Source organism: Desulfitobacterium sp. (assembly GCF_034927245.1).
In the GTDB taxonomy this organism is placed as follows: Bacteria; Bacillota; Desulfitobacteriia; order Desulfitobacteriales; family Desulfitobacteriaceae; genus Desulfitobacterium_A.
In genome coordinates this window covers 85562-102820 of record NZ_JAYFQK010000011.1, presented here as the reverse complement: position 1 = coordinate 102820, position 17259 = coordinate 85562, and the positions used below count along the sequence as shown (strand labels likewise).

18 protein-coding genes are annotated in these 17259 nt (G+C 41.4%); 4 read left to right on the top strand and 14 right to left on the bottom strand.

The window, feature by feature from the left end; all coding sequences use genetic code 11:
• The 9 genes from VB077_RS03780 to VB077_RS03740 form a co-directional block, all read right to left on the bottom strand.
• Positions 1–281, bottom strand: a 281-nt coding sequence (locus tag VB077_RS03780; RefSeq protein ID WP_323413884.1) for a 4Fe-4S binding protein, incomplete at its 3' end; no start/stop codon positions are given.
• Between the two features lie 19 nt (positions 282–300).
• Positions 301–2949, bottom strand: coding sequence for a molybdopterin-dependent oxidoreductase (locus tag VB077_RS03775; protein WP_323413883.1), 2649 nt, complete (start codon positions 2947–2949; stop codon positions 301–303).
• Between the two features lie 23 nt (positions 2950–2972).
• Positions 2973–3653, bottom strand: a complete 681-nt coding sequence (locus VB077_RS03770) for a molecular chaperone TorD family protein (protein WP_323413882.1) — start codon at positions 3651–3653, stop codon at positions 2973–2975.
• 209 nt (positions 3654–3862) lie between these two features.
• Positions 3863–5104, bottom strand: coding sequence for a PucR family transcriptional regulator (locus VB077_RS03765; RefSeq protein WP_323413881.1), 1242 nt, complete (start codon positions 5102–5104; stop codon positions 3863–3865).
• Positions 5101–5664, bottom strand: a complete 564-nt coding sequence (locus VB077_RS03760; RefSeq protein ID WP_323413880.1) for a 4Fe-4S dicluster domain-containing protein — start codon at positions 5662–5664, stop codon at positions 5101–5103. The genes VB077_RS03765 and VB077_RS03760 overlap by 4 nt, the downstream gene beginning before the upstream one ends.
• Before the next feature lie 15 nt (positions 5665–5679).
• Entirely contained in the window at positions 5680–7716 is a 2037-nt protein-coding gene (locus tag VB077_RS03755) for a molybdopterin-dependent oxidoreductase (protein WP_323413879.1), read from the bottom strand.
• 235 nt (positions 7717–7951) lie between these two features.
• Complete coding sequence (gene bla, locus VB077_RS03750; RefSeq protein WP_323413878.1) at positions 7952–9001, bottom strand: class A beta-lactamase; 1050 nt, start codon at positions 8999–9001, stop codon at positions 7952–7954.
• A gap of 471 nt (positions 9002–9472) precedes the next feature.
• A complete protein-coding gene (locus VB077_RS03745) occupies positions 9473–9802 on the bottom strand; it encodes a type II toxin-antitoxin system RelE/ParE family toxin (protein ID WP_323413877.1) in 330 nt (109 codons plus the stop codon).
• A complete protein-coding gene (locus VB077_RS03740) occupies positions 9795–10052 on the bottom strand; it encodes a type II toxin-antitoxin system prevent-host-death family antitoxin (RefSeq protein WP_323413876.1) in 258 nt (85 codons plus the stop codon). The genes VB077_RS03745 and VB077_RS03740 overlap by 8 nt, the downstream gene beginning before the upstream one ends.
• A gap of 232 nt (positions 10053–10284) precedes the next feature.
• Between VB077_RS03740 and VB077_RS03735 the strand changes: the two genes are divergently transcribed.
• From VB077_RS03735 to VB077_RS03720, 4 genes are all read left to right on the top strand, one after another.
• Positions 10285–10482: a CDGSH iron-sulfur domain-containing protein gene (locus VB077_RS03735; protein ID WP_323413875.1), complete on the top strand. Its 198-nt coding sequence runs from the start codon at positions 10285–10287 to the stop codon at positions 10480–10482.
• A gap of 185 nt (positions 10483–10667) precedes the next feature.
• Positions 10668–12191 carry an IS21 family transposase gene (gene istA / locus VB077_RS03730; RefSeq protein ID WP_416337022.1) on the top strand — a complete coding sequence of 508 codons (1524 nt, stop codon included), beginning with the start codon at positions 10668–10670 and terminating at the stop codon, positions 12189–12191.
• The gene (gene istB / locus VB077_RS03725) at positions 12184–12981 is read left to right on the top strand and encodes an IS21-like element helper ATPase IstB (RefSeq protein ID WP_323413873.1); all 798 of its coding nucleotides are present in this window, start codon (positions 12184–12186) and stop codon (positions 12979–12981) included. Before istA ends, istB begins: the two co-directional genes overlap by 8 nt.
• Entirely contained in the window at positions 12968–13348 is a 381-nt protein-coding gene (locus tag VB077_RS03720; RefSeq protein WP_323413872.1) for a hypothetical protein, read from the top strand. Before istB ends, VB077_RS03720 begins: the two co-directional genes overlap by 14 nt.
• A gap of 241 nt (positions 13349–13589) precedes the next feature.
• Here the strand turns inward: VB077_RS03720 and VB077_RS03715 are convergent, their stop codons facing one another.
• The 5 genes from VB077_RS03715 to VB077_RS03695 all read right to left on the bottom strand — a co-directional run bounded on the left by VB077_RS03715 (position 13590) and on the right by VB077_RS03695 (position 17177).
• The gene (locus VB077_RS03715) at positions 13590–13925 is read right to left on the bottom strand and encodes an RNA-directed DNA polymerase (RefSeq protein WP_323413871.1); all 336 of its coding nucleotides are present in this window, start codon (positions 13923–13925) and stop codon (positions 13590–13592) included.
• Positions 13926–14117: 192 nt separating this feature from the next.
• Positions 14118–15209, bottom strand: a complete 1092-nt coding sequence (locus VB077_RS03710; RefSeq protein WP_323413870.1) for a hypothetical protein — start codon at positions 15207–15209, stop codon at positions 14118–14120.
• A gap of 1 nt (position 15210) precedes the next feature.
• Positions 15211–15864: a hypothetical protein gene (locus tag VB077_RS03705; protein ID WP_323413869.1), complete on the bottom strand. Its 654-nt coding sequence runs from the start codon at positions 15862–15864 to the stop codon at positions 15211–15213.
• Entirely contained in the window at positions 15848–16864 is a 1017-nt protein-coding gene (locus tag VB077_RS03700) for a WYL domain-containing protein (RefSeq protein ID WP_323413868.1), read from the bottom strand. Before VB077_RS03700 ends, VB077_RS03705 begins: the two co-directional genes overlap by 17 nt.
• A gap of 112 nt (positions 16865–16976) precedes the next feature.
• Positions 16977–17177, bottom strand: coding sequence for a hypothetical protein (locus VB077_RS03695; protein ID WP_323413867.1), 201 nt, complete (start codon positions 17175–17177; stop codon positions 16977–16979).
• Between the last annotated feature and the right edge of the window lie 82 nt (positions 17178–17259).

Sequence of the window (17259 nt, the reverse complement as noted above, 5' to 3'; positions counted from 1 at the left end):
TTACATCCGACGCATTTATTATTATCGTGTTGAACCGTTCCATCCTCGGCATAATACATGGCCCCGGTCGGGCACCCTTGGACACATTTAGCCTCGGAGCAATGATTGCACGAACCCGAATAATTATAAGCATCAGGTTTCGGATAAACACCGGTCTCAAAACTTTTCACCCTACGAAATACGACACTAACATCTAAATTATTTTTATCCTTACATGCCATTTGACAAGTTCGGCACCCAATACAAGCTTCCATGTCAAAGTAAAAGCCCAGTTTGCCCATTTTGTCCTACACCCCTTTCCTAAAATATAGTTCTTGCCGGTTTTTCCACATCGGGAATCAGTTTAGTTTGTGTGTACTTTTCAATTTTGACAATTCCGGTATTAAAGCCTGAAACACCTTGGCCTGTTGGACTTTGGCCACCTAGGAAATTGTCGGCTCCTCCGGTATCGATGCCCGTTTTTTCATCAATGTCAACCCATGCTCCATGCGGAAGGGCAATTACACCGGGTCTTACCCGTTCGGTTACATTCGCTTTTCTTAAGGTTTTTCCGTATGCGCTTGTAATAAGAACGGTGTCTCCTTCAGCAATACCATTATCCGCAGCATCTTTGGTGCTGAGATAGACCGGATTCACCCAAGCTTCCTGCAACCACTTGACATTATCAAATACTGTATGCGAACGGCGTAAATAATGAGGAGTGATGACTTGATAAGGATACTCGCCTTTGACTTTATTTTGCCAATCCTTAAATGTGTCTTCATAGCCACCGGTGACTTTGATATAGGACGGTATTGGCTTTATCTTGCTGAATCCCATATTGTTAATGGTGTCAGCCAACTTTTTGCTATATATCTCAAGCTTCCCGCTCTCAGAGCTCAATGGATTTTTTTCCGGGTCCCGGGCAAAATCTTGTAAGGCGATATATCCATAATGATCACCCTGATAACGCTTAACCTGATAGACCCCTTTTTCTTTAAACTCACTGTAGGTTATTTTTCCGGTTTGCGGCTTTCCTTTAACTCCCAATTCATCAATGTCTTCCTGGGTTATGGTCACTAAGGGGCCATATGTTTTACCATCTTCATTAACCACCGTTATACTGGCCAAAGTATTGAAGTATTGTTGTTTTTCATCAAATGGATAAACCTCTTTCTCGTTAATTCCTAACTTCTTGGCAAGCTCCAACGCAATCTGTTGATCACTCTTCGCTTCATAAAGCGGTTCTGTAATTTGGGAATACGTGATAATCATTTCCCGATTACCCGTATGCACCAAACCTCCTCCCGAAAAACCTCCAAACTTCTCCCACTCTGTTGTAACAGGCAAAACAATATCGGCATACTTGGAATTTGTCGTTAAAAATTGGGAATGGGAAACTACCAAATCCACCTTGCGATGGGCCTCAATTCCCTTGGCCATGCCATCACTCGTTTGTAAAGTAGCCCCTCCGGAATGATAAATGACATGGATGTCAATATCCCTGATTTGCCCGGCCTTGAATTGATCGGCTGAAACAAAGCTCCCTTTTCCTGTGAAATTATATTTACCGGTAAGAACCGCATCCCACACTTGATTCGCATTAATGGAATCATCAACCGGGTTATTAATACCAGGCAATCCATCAGAACCTGCCTTAACGAGCGCGGGTCCGCCGTTGCCGGATGTTGCGTGCATGGTACTCCCGGTCATATGCCCGGACTTACCCATGTGACCTGTCATAGCCCCGATGGTCATGATCATTTGCGGTAGATTATCGGCATTTCGGGTTCTTGCGGATGCCATCCCGCACAAGAACGCGACTTTCTTATTTTTCCCGAACTCTAAGGCGAGTTGTTGGATCTGGGTTTTATCCACTCCACAAATCTCACTGGCCCATTCGGGTGTCTTAGGAAGGCCATCATACGTCCCCAGAACATAGTCTTTAAAGTTGCCTTTGGGATCTACTCCTTGGGGCATATGATCGGCGTCAAATCCGATCGTGCATTTATTTAAAAAGTCCCAATCAATGAGTGGGTTTAAGACGGGATGATCTTGGGTAATAAGAACATAGGCTATTGCTAAGAGTAAAACGGTGTCCGTACTTGGACGAATCGGTACCCACTGTGCCCCTAATGTGGAATACGTATAATTGTAAAAGGGATCGATGCCAATGAATTTTGCCCCGGCTTTTTTGGCTTGCCAATAATGCCAACTTGAACTTCCCATGGCACTCCAGGCCGGATTCATGCTTAACATAATCACGGTATCGCAATTGCGTAAATCGAAACGGTCATTGATGGTTTGATCCCATGCCTCTAATTGCCAGAAACCTACGGTTTTCGGTGTCATCGCCCAGCTGCCAAAGGAGTTTGTATTCCAATATTCGCAGTATCCGCCAAATAACCCCAAGGTTCTGGACATTTCTGTAATTTCACTGTTCCAGCCACCGATGTGTAAGATGGAGCGGTTACCATAATCTTTCTTAACACGATTTAATTCATCCGCAATATACGTAAGGGCTTCATCCCAGCTGATACGTTCCCATTCATCCTTGCCGCGCAAAGATTTATCGCCGCCACCAGGCTGCCAATGCTTGCGTTTCATCGGATATTTTAACCGATCCGCACCAAATACCTGTTGACGTTGAGCCCGTCCCCGTAAACACCCTCTTTGTTGCGGATAGTCGGGGGAATCCTCATGAGTATCATCTGTTTTTTGGCGAATGACAACACCATCGACGACTAACGCTTTGTTTAAACATCTTCCGCCGCAGTTATGCCAACAAGCGGCAGGGATCCATTTTCCTTTGTTATCGGCGAGTGACATCGCCTGATTCGCATCGACTTTGGATAACCCACAGCCCGGAAGGGTTAAGAGCGCTGCCCCAGCTGCGGCTGAAGCGGATAATCCTAAAAACTTTCTTCTGCTTATCATCGTTTCTTTGGCTTTATATATAAGATTTGCCATCGATTAATTTCACCTCCAAAAAGTTAAGACCCATTAATTTGATCCAGTAATTCATTCACTGCTTTTCTATCGATTTCAATAAAGCCTTCCAAACACAAAGACATCCCTTTGTAAAAATCCGTTTCGGCATGAACCAAGATATCCCTACATATTAACGGCACCCATTTAAAAATATGGTTTTCCAGGAAATCCTTTTGATCCTTGATAATCGAACGTACACGTTCAGTATTTTCCAAACTTAACTGACAGAGCTGATACATAAAATCCAATTCATATCCCAAGTGATCATCTGCTTCTTGACCAAGATGTCGAGGAGCTATGCCGTATTTTAGATAAGTCTGGCGAACATTTAAGGTTACTTCCTGAAAAATTAAGCGTTCTTCACCCAAATACACGGATTCCCAGGGCGGGGCAGGGATTTTATGAGGACCAATAAAAAGCCGAGTGTAATCCCAACATATCTTTTCATACCTCACTAGGTCTAGATCTGCGAGAGACCGGGCTGCTAAAGCTATTCCCTGCTTGATTAACGGATGTTCGTCTTGAAAGGGGAAAAGTTCCAAGCACTGATCAGCCTGCAAAGTTTTAAAAAAACTTCTGTTAGGTTCACGCAGAAAAGTTCTGCTTAGAATTCCATAACCATACATTCGTAATTCTATCAATGGTTGCAAGTCGCATGAAACGGCTTCATTAAGCATGTGCATTACTTCACCTCCCTTTGCAAAATTAGGCAAGTTCTTGTGTGTCTATGTACATGATATGGCAAATCATTTATTCTCACATTATCGACAAATACAAAAAAAAGAGGTTCTCATTGTACCTTATGGCACGAGAACCTCTTTCCAGTGAACATTTTCTCCACATATTGTAAATATAACAGTCGAATCACCCTTTGAATTGTATTAAAGAACAATCATTTGATCTCCGGATTGTTATTTTGCTCAAGTTTGCCTAAGATAGCCGCTATCTTTAGTGCTGCATAAATATTAAACCGTGTTTCTTCATGTTCCAGACTTGCCCCCAAAAGTTCCTCTATTTTCTTTAATCTGTACCTCAACGTATTCGTGTGGATAAAAAGCTTTTCAGAAGCACGTTTCAGATCCCTATCAGACCCTAAATAATGCCAAAGTGTCACAAGCAGACTGCCATTACTTTCCCGGTCAAATTTCTCAAGCGGCCCTATAACTTCCCTATAAAATTCATCAAGGTCCTGCTCGCTTTGGTTATAAAACAGCCGTACAGCACCAAGCTCATCAAAAAAGGCCAGTGAACAGTCATATTGAACAAGTTTGCATAATTCTATGGCTACTTTAGCCTGCTGATAGCTTCGATAGAGCATATTAACACTTTCATAGAGCTTACCAACTCCTACAACACAGTTCCATTCGGAAATAATTGGGGAAAGTTTTGCAAACAAATCCCTTATATAGGTATGCCAATCCTCTGCTTTCTCTTTGGGCAAAGGAGTAATGACGACTTGAAAGTGAGCCATCTCCCCTACGATACTGCCGGGTACCTCCGCGGCCAAGAATTTCTCGATCCGTAATGAGGCATCTAAGCGATCCGTTTCCAGACTTTTACCCTTATTAAGCAGTTCAATAACCATGACAATATGGACTTCCGAAAACTCACATCCCCATGCTTTACCTGACCTTATAACTTCATCAATTCCATCGAAATTATTAAATATTAAATCACGTACAAACTCATCCCTGTAATTCTTCTCCCTCTCGGCCATTTCACGCTGATGCATTATTTCAACCATCATGGCTAAGCTAGCCACTTCCGCAAATGGATAGAAGGTCTGCGGTTTATCATCCGCAGATTCCTCAGACATCCCAACGACTAACAAATAGCCCAGTATTTTAACTTCGCCAATAGCCCAACAATAATACTTTAATTTTCTCCCTTTTAACCCGATAATGCCTGTACTGGGGGCTTCTTTTTGATCCCTTATTGTACTTGGTAATGTGATTCTCTCCTCAGGGAAAAGCGCCACTGACGGTGGACAATGCCAGCTAAGGACATGGCCTTTGACATCTGTAATAATCACCGGTCTATTGATTTCTTTCATTAATAGGCGGGACAGTCCCGGGATCCCACTACTGTTTGCTTGCGCGCCGGTTATTTTTCGCAAAAAATCGGCATGGTTCACGGTTTAACCTCCCCACTATCTTGACCTGACAGATTCCCACTGATGAGAAATCGCGTTGAAGGACGGGTCAGTAGTATTTTTCCAAAACCCGGTACAGTGCGGAGTGCGGAAGGAGGATCATCTACAAACACCGGCAGATGACGCAACGCCCCCGTAGGGCAAGCTTCTATACATGCAGGCTTTAAATTCATGTCCAGACGATCTGCACAAAAATTGCACTTATCCACTTTTCCGGTTCTCAAAGAATATTTTATGGCACCAAAAGGACAAGCCTTAACACAGGTTCCACAACCTTTACATTTACGGGGATCGTGAATGACAATTCCATCTCTTCGCTTACGAAAGGTTCCTTCCGGACATACGCGAAAACATTCGGGATTCTCGCAATGATTACAACTCATTGTTAAAAAATAGCCTCTGTAGTTATCATGATTATCCATTGTTTTTATCCATCTTCGACGTTCGCCGCCTTTTGAACTGAATTCGTTTCGGCAAGCTATTTCACAGTTTCTACAACCAATGCATAGTGAAGGATCAATTAAAAACCTCCATTGGTACACTTAAATTCCCTCTTTTCAACCACGGGCCAAATTAACAAAGGTATCATGGTAAGCTACGCCCGGAAATCCGGTTAACTTTTGTCCTAAATCTGTTTCCTGTACCTTCGTCAGTATATTAACCGGTTTTTTAAAAAGATCTTGCCAACTGTAGGTGACAAGAATATCACAGGGTATATCCTTGTTAATCTTTGAGTGCATTTGTATCTCGCCCAGCTCATTATAAATAATCACGGTATCCCCTTCTTCTATACCTAAACACAGGGCAACAGATGGGTTCAGCCAAACTTCGATAAAATTGTTTTCCCGAAGCCACTCTAAGTTTGAGAATTGTGTGTTCAGATGCTCAGCCTGGTGCAAGACCAAGAACCGGTAAGGATAGGCTAATGGGGGCTGGAGAGGACTGATCAGGATAGGAATTTCGGGACATCCCTGCTTTAAAGCCTCAAGTGTTAGAAATTTATATTTTTCGGATAAGGCATCTTCAGCGCGATCTTTCTCCCTCTCAGGAGGAAGTAATGGAAGTGCACCGTTTAGCAATTCCCGGTAATTAGAAATTCCTACATTGTCTTTTAACCAAGGTGTAAAGCTTTGGAACCATTCCTCGGGTTTACGTTCTTCTGGGAAAGAACACATACCCGGTTCCAGGTGATTGAGCACTCGGCTTAAGGATTGCGCGATCTCTAATTCAGAACGGCATTCGCCAACCGGTTCTATGGCCTGCTGATTAAGCCCGATTTTATTATGCCAATATCCGGCGACTATATCTGGAGACTCAAAACAAGTCGTAGCAGGCAGAATAATATCGCTAACCTCGGCAGTTGGAGTTAAAAAATGATCCACCGTTATCGTCAGTTCCATTTCGGCCATTTGTTTGCGCATGTTCAGGATATCTGTACCACGAGCTAAATAATTACTTGAAGTAAACCATAAAAATTTAACGGGGGGATTCTGACAAGCATCTAATTCCTTTGCCAGAGCATTTAAACCAACCAAGCGAGGATCATATAGTTTCGTATTAAAAGCTGAGGAAAAAACCTTATGATTTAAGAGCCAAAAGTCGATATTCTGGAAATATAATCCCCCATCCGTTGAATAAAGGTTTCCACTGGCGGCTACCAATGCATCGATGGCTCTCATGTTTTGTCCGCCATTAGCATAGCGCTGCAGACCTGAGCCGGGCCAAAAGGAAACAGGCTTAACCTTCGCTATTTGATCGGCAATCATTTCAACTCTATGTTCATCGACCCCGCTTACATTCAATAATTCTTTGGGGTCAGCCTGAAGCAACCAAGAACTGAATGATTCCCACCCTACGGAGTGATCTTTGATAAAAGAATAGTCGACCGTATTATTATTGACCATCTGCCGTAAAATGGCTAAAGCCAACGCCCCGTCCCCACCGGGGCGGACACGAATAAATTCATCACAATGAAGCGACGTGGCGGTAGGTATTATATCAATTAATATTACTCTGCCACCGTGTTCTCTAAATTTCTGAATAGTCGCCATCTGATGAATAGCGGTTGCTGCCGGGTTCGCTCCCCAAAGCAACAACAGTTTGGTATTTAGCATTCCGGTGGGATTTTTGTACTTTACCCCACCAAAATCCAATAATTGAGCATCCCATCCTGCGGCAAGGCAAAGAGATCCTGTCGCTAAAGTGAAAGGACCTATTGAGCGTAATAGAAATTCCATTGATTGGCTAAAAACTCCGTAATTACCCGGACCTCTTAACAGTGCCATGGGCAGAAGATTGCCGTAACCATTCTTAAATTCGATCATTTTACGGGCCGCGATTTCCAGAGCATCATCCCATGAAATTCGCTTCCAATTGCCTGAGAAACGCGGCTCCTGCATCATTGGAAAAGTTAAGCGCTGCGGATGATAAACATATTGAGTATAGGAATAGCCTTTACAGCATAATTTACCCTCCGTATAGTCGTGATCAGGGTCCCCGGATACTTTTACTAACCGACCGTATTCATCGACGTGCGCTATCATGCCACAGGTATCATAACAATCCCTTGGGCAAATATGCTTTGTAGTACGCATGATATTTTTTACTCCTTGGACTTTTATGTTGCAATTATTTGTTATAGACAATTATAACCCAAATGGCGATTTTATGATTAATCTAAAAGTACAGAAAAAAGTCCCTCGCCGCAGTGATCTCTGTCACAATTTAATATTTAATTTAGTTTGTTAAAGTTGTTACATCCTTCATAGCGTTTTGCAGCCAAATCGGTAACGGGAGCAGCACCTTTTTCTTGAAGAACATTTTGGAGAATCACCTGAAAGCATTGAGTGCGACCTTGGCAGCCTTTGCTATAAGTTCATTATTATAAGTGGCATTCTCAGTATCACGGGTAGATAGAATCGCGATGATGATGGGATCTCTATTCGGTGGCCAAACGATGGCAATATCGTTTCGTGTTCCGTAGCCTCCTGCTCCGGTTTTATCGCCTACCTCCCAGCCTTCAGGTACGGCCGCACGGATCAGTTCGTCTCCAGTTGTGTTCCCCCGCATCCAATCTGTAAGGATTGTACGTTTATCATTCGGGAGAACGTCATCAACCGTGAAAGCCTTCAGATTGGTGGCAAGCGCTCTTGCTGTACTTGTATCACGGATGTCTCCTGGGATGGCACTGTTCAAATCAATCTCGAAGCGCTCAGCCTCGGTGACACTATCGCCGATGTGCCTCAGTGCTTTTTCGAATCCATTAGGACCGTCCAGTTTCTGTAATAGAAGGTTTCCTGCAGTATTATCGCTGTAACGGATAGCAGCATCGCAGATTTCTCTAAGGGTCATCCCGGTATCCACGTGTTGCTCTGTGATTGGCGAATACGTGACTAGGTCATCTTTTGTGTAGGTGATTATCTCATCAAGTTTGTCAATCGAGTTTTGTTGCAGCACCGCCCCTGCGGCAAAAGCCTTAAAAGTGGATGTGTAAGCGAACCGTTCATCAGGTCGATAGGCAACCGTGCGATTTGTGCTGGTGTCGATGGCATAGACGCTAAGCCGAGCATCAAACTTTTTCTCAAGCTGCACGAACTTTCGGTTAGTCGCATGATTTGTACTTTTTGTTTGCTCCACATCTTCTTTTGCTTTGGTCTGCTTAGATCCGTCTCCAAAGAGGCTTAAACTTAACAGTCCAACACACATGCATATTTTAAACATCCTTACACTTTTCAAAGTTATCAGTTCCCTCCCAATTTTCTTTGTACTTTTCAAACCCATACCACCAGATAAATCTACTAAATTACCATTTTCTGATTTCTTTAATTCTTTTTGTCTTAAACGTTCTCTTTTTCCTTTTGGTGTTTCATTTGAACCCATGTAATAATCGACACCCAAATCAATCCATATCTTACCTACTTTTACCACCATTATACAAGGGAATAAGGAAAATATGTAAACACTAAAATAAAAGTAGCTTTTATTCTTTTAGTCCTTAATTGGAGCAAGGAAACGGTTATAAACTTCTCTCCTGATTCATGGGGTGCTTATGTGCTTTAAGACCCTTTCTTCGGATCTACGCACTTTATAAAAATATTACAATTCACCTGATGCGTAGTGTTTTTTGAGTGTCATCTTCTATAAAAGCCCCCAAAAAAGCGGGCCGAAAAATGCACTTTTTCAGCCCGCTTTTTGCTCATTTTTTGCCCCAAAACTACTACATATAGTGGTTAACCTGCCTTATCTGCCCTTCAAACCACTATTCGTCATCAGAACTATACTCTCAACGTGCCCTGAGGATACAATAGGGATGCCGTTTGAAGCGGGTAACCCATTGGCGGTATTTAGTATTTATAGCTTGTCCTCCGGCAATTCACCGAATAAAATACGCATGTAATCACGCCTGCCATACAACACGCGGTCTATATGTACATCGTCGTCGTTTACACGGTAAAAGGCGATATATTTTCCGCAAACAAGAAACCGATAATCACTTTCAAATTCGGCAATTGAGGATAAGGGAGACCCTATTTCTGCAAAATCCTGCAGCTTCTCAATGGTGTCCAATGTGTCTGACACAATTTTTTGGGCGGCTGCGGGATTTTGCAATTCGTTGTTGATATAGGTCCATATTTCGTCGAGATCATTTAAAGCCATGGGAGAGTAAAGCAGCTTATTCATGCGCCTTTCCCTCGAAATGCGTTTTCACATCCTCGTGCGAAAGCCATCCTTTTTCTTCGCCCGATTTACGTCCTTTATTAAGCTCGCTCATCAGCTTAATTTTTGCCTGTATTTTTTCGTAATCAGCAATATCAACGAGGGCATATCGGCCACGTCCATTCTTCGTTAAAAAGACAGGCTCGCCAACGGAAACATCACGCAAAACCTTGTTGTAATTCCTTAAATCTGAAATGGGCTTTATTTTCGGCATCGGTATCCGCTCCTTTCTGCTGGTGTTATTATATGTAAATTATTCGTAAAATTCAACAGCAATTTTCACGCACTATATCCCCCATTGTATAAAATTTGCAGGACTTGGGTCGCCCCCACTAATCCTGAGGGGGGACGACCCCAATGTCACCCTATTTATGTATTAATTTGGAATATACTTTTAGAAGTGTTATTATTTTATATAGATATTAAATAATTAGGAGGGAAAATAAATGTCAAAAGTCAAAATTCAAGTTCTTGATAATGCTCCATTAATCGTAAAAGGCGATGTTGAATTACTTGATGGTGAAGGGAAGACTATTGAAACCAATACTGAACTTCATTTATGCCGTTGTGGATTATCCAAAAACAAACCATACTGTGATGGTTCACATCACGGTAAATTTGAAGATAAAGCACGTGCGAAATAGGTTCGTTTTCTGAGCGAGGATTTATCTGTTTATTGTAAGATAAAAATACCAAATGTTGCAACGTAGAAATCCGAAAATTGCAAGTGGAAATTCCATAGTATTGCAAGTCATCCATTGCAGGCACTAACCAAAACCTATATCCTTGTATCTGACTAAAGAGCAAGGAGGAAAGGAGCATGCTTACAATGGATCATATCCATGATATCAGATCTCGCTTCTTCGAAAAAGGTGAAAATATTTCCCAAATTGCCGATGCACTGCATCTTGACTGGAAGACCGTGCAGAAGTATGTCGATAGGATAGACTTTAATCTGCCGGCTTCAAAACCAGCTTCGGAACAGAGATTCTGCCCGAAACTAGATCCTTACAAACCAACGATTGACCAGTGGCTTGAGGAGGATAAAAGCGCACCCCGTAAACAACGGCATACTGCCAAACGGATATATCACAGATTGCACAAGGAATTTCAGGATTTTGACTGTTCCTACCGAACTGTCGCTTCTTACTATGCCGTTAAGCACAAGGAATTGTTCAGCGGACCAAAGGATGGCTTTCTTCCTCTAGAACATAAACCTGGTGAAGCTCAAGTGGATTTTGGGACGGCCGAATTTTATGAAAACGGGAAAAAGAGAACCGGTAAATACCTGGAGGTTTCTTTCCCCTGTAGCAATAAAGGATTCCTACAGTTGTTTTATGGTGAAAACATGGAGTGCCTTCTGGAAGGGCTTGATGCCATCTTCCGTCATATCGGTTGCGTACCTGCCGAATTGTGGTTTGATAATACTAAAACCATCGTTACCCACGTCATTCGTGACGGCGGCCGAAGCCTCACAGAAAAGTTTGAACGTTTCCGTGAACACTATCGGTTCAAGGCTGTATTTATGAATCCCGGTGAAGGCCATGAAAAAGGTAACGTTGAAAATAAGGTGGGCTACCAGCGCAGGAACTTTATGGTTCCGGTACCCCGCTTCCTTTCCTTGACGGCTTACAATAGACAACTTCTCGACCTATGTGAAGAGGATGCTGACCGTGAGCATTACCGCCACAATGAGACGATAGAAGAACTTTTTCAGGAAGACTTAAAGCAATGTCATCCTCTTCCCGCGGTTAGCTTTGACCTTACCGGCCGGATGCCCATCACAACCAATAAGTGGGGCAAGTTCTATCTTAATAAGGGTATGCATGAATACTCGGTTTCACCGAAGCATGCTGAAAGTAAGGTTAACCTTATACTGACCTCAAGCCTAGTTATTGTACAGGATAGAAACTACCATGAAATTGTCCGTCACCGCCGTCTGTATGGAGATACTAAACAGCACCAAATGGATTGGTTGCCCTATTTAAGACAGTTATCTATGCGCCCACGCGCTTTGAAATATACAGGCATTTACGATATGATGCCCGGTACCATGAAGAAGTATCTGGAAGGATGCTCTCTTACGGAAGTCGGTCGTGTCCTAAAGACCCTTACGGAACTGACGAACCGTACCGGTTTTGAAAGTGCCGTCAATACCGTCAATCAGGCAATCTACTATGACGCCAAGGATGCTGACAGCCTGAAGAATCCCTACCGAAGGCTGTATTCCAATGCGCCGGAGCTTCCGCCGATGCCGCTTAATCCAGGCATCCCACAGATGAAACAGATGTCGGCCAATCTGATAGCCTACGATGCCTTCCTTGAAAGAAAAGGGGGTGCTGCCCATGCTTGATGAAGAAATCACCTCCTGCTGCAGGCAGCTGCGTTTAAGTCGTAATCTGGCAGAAAAGGCCCAGACCACAGACGGGGAATCCCATCAGGAATACCTTTACCATCTTTTAGGTGACGAGTTAACCTACAGGAATCACAGCCGTACAGAGAAGCTGGTCAACAGCGCAGGTTTTTATAACATAAAGACCTTTGAGAACTTCCGATTTGATGAAATTACCCTTCCATCCGACCTTTCCATTGAAAGTCTGGAATCCCTTGATTTCATCCAGGAAAGGAAAAACATCATCATGTATGGCGGAACCGGTACCGGGAAGACCATGCTTTCAACAGCACTTGGCGTAACCGCCTGTCGAAAAGGCATTCCGGTCCGATTCTTTCGCACAGCGGCCTTGGTCAATAAACTGTCAGAAGCCAAGAAGGCCGGTCACTTAAGTACTTTTCTGAAAAAGCTGAATAAAGCTGAAGTCATCATCCTGGATGAGTATGGTTATGTCCCGCTGGACAGAACCGGCGCCCAGCTGCTTTTTGAGATTATCTCGGACTGCTACGAGCGCAAATCCATCATCCTCAACACAAATCTTGAGTTTTCGAGATGGGTCAACGTCCTTTACGATGAACAGATGACAGCTGCCATGCTGGACAGGCTGCTCCATCACTGCCACCTGCTGTTATTTCCTGGTACCAGCAACCGTATGCGGGAATCCAGCATCAACGACCTGTACCGCTCCATCGCTGAAAACAATAGACAGAAAGATTCAGTTCAGGAGGTAAAATACGATGACCATCACTAAAGCCGTTCTAAAAAGACTTCAAAATACATACCGTAAGGAATTCTCAAGGGAACTCGTCCATTATCTCATGATCACTTATGGAGAAGAACCGTTCCCTTATGAATACAGTGAACAGGATCTTTATGCTAACATCCAGCGCGATATGGACAACTACTATGCTGGAAAACTGGATATTACCGTAAAAAGCCCGTATAAACGTCTTAAGGAGGAATGCCATCACTGGAGGGAGGCTTATATAACTGAAACCCAGGTGAACAAGGAACTCAGAGCTTACATCATGAACCTTGAAAACTTACTTTTAAAACAGGGGATCATTACAGACCGGATGAAAGTACGATTTGAGGAAGAGGAAAGCCTCTTCCTGTAACCGTAATTAAAAAACTAGCCTGCAATTCACGGTTTTCGTGCTGGAAAGGTACGGAAACCTGGGTTGCAATATTCGGGAAATTCCAGATGCAATATTCTCCATTTTTAACTTGCAACTTTTTGTAAAAAGGTCTTGCAAAAAACAGATTTATCTTTATATTGCGTAAAACCCCGTAAAGCAAAAGCTTCACGGGGTTTTATTGATGGTTAGGGACTAAATACTTAAGGAAAAATATGACTCATCATGTATGATAGTTCTCTAAATTCGAATACTCGTGGGCGAGGATGCCTAAGGGTCTTTTCTTGTCGCTACCAGGTTTGTGGATGTAAGCACGACGTACAGGTAGGGGTTGATAGGCATGCCGTTTTATTCTTTCTATGAGGTACTTCAGATTTTCTTCCAGGTTTTCATTGAAGATTCCTTTTGAAACTTCGTCGATTCCCATAGCCTTCCTCCCATCTATTTCAATATGACATTGCCGAAGCATGTCCTCATTGATTAGATGGGCTAAGGACGTAAACTTTTCCTTTGGTTTATGTTTGGCTACTTCTGCTATCCCTGCAAGTTTTGTTATCACAGATTCTCTACCTCCGTATGTGTAGTTTGTATGCCCCTTACAAGGACGATAGGATGTTACCGCCTTTCCTCTGCAGACATTACTCTGCTTCATCAGTACTATGCAGTAATCCGACTACTTACCTGTTATTTGACTTCCTTACTTTGTTATCGCTTGTCGGTCATTCTCCAGATTTGAAGAACAGGTACACCTTTAAAAATTATATTCTTCACCTTGAATCAATTTATTAAAACTACCAAAAACAAACTCTTCTTTTACTTTTCTAATAAACTCATAATCATTAACCAATCGATATATTGTTACAACCATGCCTCCAACATCTAATTTACTTAATGCAGATTCATTCCCCGCCACTGCATTCATAGCTACGTAAATTACATTACTTGTTGTTGCAATAATGTTGGAATAGCTTAAAATTTTACGCGTTTTTACTTCATAAATATCTTTATTTTCATATATTTCATCATTATAAAAAAGACCATGTATGGCTGCGATAATAGAATTAATTAATACGGATAATGTGGCCCCCCTACTAATGCTATATGTATCAATTCCATTTTTCATTAAGGTTGAAGTCAGATTAGGAGAAACGTTGTTAATTATTGGTACAGGTAATCCCATTTTTGTAAAAGCATCAGACCCTAAATGTAATGCTTGCTTAATAACTGCAACAATAATTAATTTATAGTCACAACTTATTTGATTATAACCTTCATCCACTAATGTCATTATATCTACAGGCTTATCTATAGTCTTAGAATTAATAACTCTATATGATTCTAAGACTAAATTATTTTTTGTTACTGAATCCGTCAATATATTTAATGGCCCAAAAAACCAACCTAAGAGCGGGTCATGTCCAAGTACGGTATACCTATGATTTACACCACTCACCCCTGTATTTATATCTTGAAGATTATTACTCTTTCTAAATGCATCATAAGGAACCGATCCCAATAATATTTCATGATATTGTTTTGGAACTATCTTTTTTAAAGGTTTACTTCCTTCGCTATCTTTAGTGAATCTACCTTTTTTATTTGAAAGCAAGTATTGTCTTGCACATTGTAGTGCAGTTGCAAATAGAAGAAAAGTAACATCTAATCCGTCAAGGCCAGTTCTTTTCTCAAACTCTTTGTCTAAATCATTGATTATTCGTTCAGCATTATGCGCAACTTCGGCAACACGACAATTTTCTTGAATAATCATGTCCATATTAGATAAAATAGTTCTTTCCTTTTTATCTATCAGTTCTCTCTTACGTTTTAATTCTTCTAAGCTCATGCTAATTCTCCTTTAAATGCTTGATCTTTAGAAGTTTTTCATAATGTTTTTTCAATTCTTCAACTCTTTTTTGTTGAACATCTGATAATTGCCCCAATTCAGCTTCTAGTTTTTCTATATATTTCTCATATTTATCTAAAAGCTTTTTTAATTCTTCACCATTTTCTTTATTCGATACTTTTTGTTCTTCAAACATCAAAGCCTGTTTTAGTAATTTATCCTCATATTCTTTACTAGCTTTTGTGTATCCCTTTTTTTCCCCTTCAAAAGCCCCCAATTTGTATACGGGTGTTTTCCTTACATTTTCTTGCACTCCTTCATTTACTTCTTCTTTGAGTTCATCAAATGCAAAACCCGCACCTAAAAAGATCTTTTTGGCGAGCGGTAAACTTTTCACGTATGCTTTTTTTAATTCTCTACCTATCTCTTGCGGACTACTATATGACTTAGATGGGTCTGGATTATCAATAACCTTCTTGCAAGCAATACTTTCTGTATTCCCACATACACACGTTATTGGCGGATTAAAATGATACTCATCTCCGTATTGCTTACAATAGTTCTTATGCTTTTTAATGATTTGACCGCATTTACATGCGACAGTAATGTACCCATTAGACTCGTTTAAAAATTCCACATTATACCAACCTTCCATAGTTATTTATCATCCTCAACAGAGTATCCTTCATTTCTTGTCTGAAAGTCTCAGGCTTTAATACTTCGAGAAACTCTGCCTGACTAAGCAGCCACATTTTAATACCATCACCAAACACTTCCGCTTCAACTATCGCCTTGTTTTCATCCCAACCAATTACGTGTGCGGTTGGTAAACGATCAAGAACAGCGTCTAACGATGGCCCCCAAAAGCGAAAGGTTATGCGCATAAGTCTCCCAGCTCGCATAAACTGTACTCGTTTACGGAATTCTCCCTCTTCGAATCTATTAACTTCGGGAATACGAAAATGTTGATTAGTAAGGAAATAGGACTGAATTCTATCCAGCCGATAAGTAGTAGGAAAGTCATGGCCCAACCCTTTAATATAGGCTATTAGATAAAAATAAAACTCTGCGAAAATCAAGCCGCATGGCTCTAGCTTTCTGGAAATAGAAGTTGATGATCCAGGTTTTAGATAGGTAATTTCCACCTTTCGGTGTTCACGAATAGCCAAGCTCACATCCCAAATTTTATGTAATAGAGGTTGACCATGAGCAACGGGTAAATAATGAAATCTTTCGTTCTGAATTACTTCTGTCACATGCTTTCGTGTATCGGGTAAACACTGAGCAATGAGTTTGTCCAACAAAAGGTTAAGCTCTGATTTAGAAAATGCCCGACTTTCTAATAATACTTTGGCAATAACTAAGACCTCTTCTTGGGTTAACCAAGTACTACCCTGATTTAATGTATATCCCCTATTTACACGATTGTAATCAATTGTTGCGTTATAACTGCCTTCGTCCAAACTCTTGATATCTAAATAAGCTCTCAGATCATCAAGATCGCGTTGAATTGCTTTATCACTTACGGAAAACTTTACCGCCGCCTGCTGTTTGTTAACAGTGTTTCCTCTATTTAGGATATCATAGATGGAAAGAATACGAATTGTTTTTGAACAGCTTTCTTGTTCATCTGATTTTTGCCTTTTTCCATTCATGTTAATTTCCTCACTAAGTTAAGCAACTAAATTTCTATCTTACTCAAAGAATTTCTAGACTAAAATCCATTTTCCTTCATTATTTTTCCATAACCAATGGGAGTCTACAGATTTAGGGATTCCCCTGTCGATTTTTATCTTGTAATATCGAGCCTAGTAAACCGTGATTTTTAATCAAAACTGGTTTAGAATTATCAACATCATTGATTTTCTCCTTAGACAAATCGGCACCACAATAAGGGCATAGCCAGGTTCTATCTGAACTTGAACTATATGAGGCTTTACCACATTGAAAGCATTCTTTCATGTACAAAGCAGTCCCCTCCGCTTCTATTTTTGTGTTAAGAATAGCAAATATCATGGACAGAATATGTCCATTTCACTTACTTCTTTAA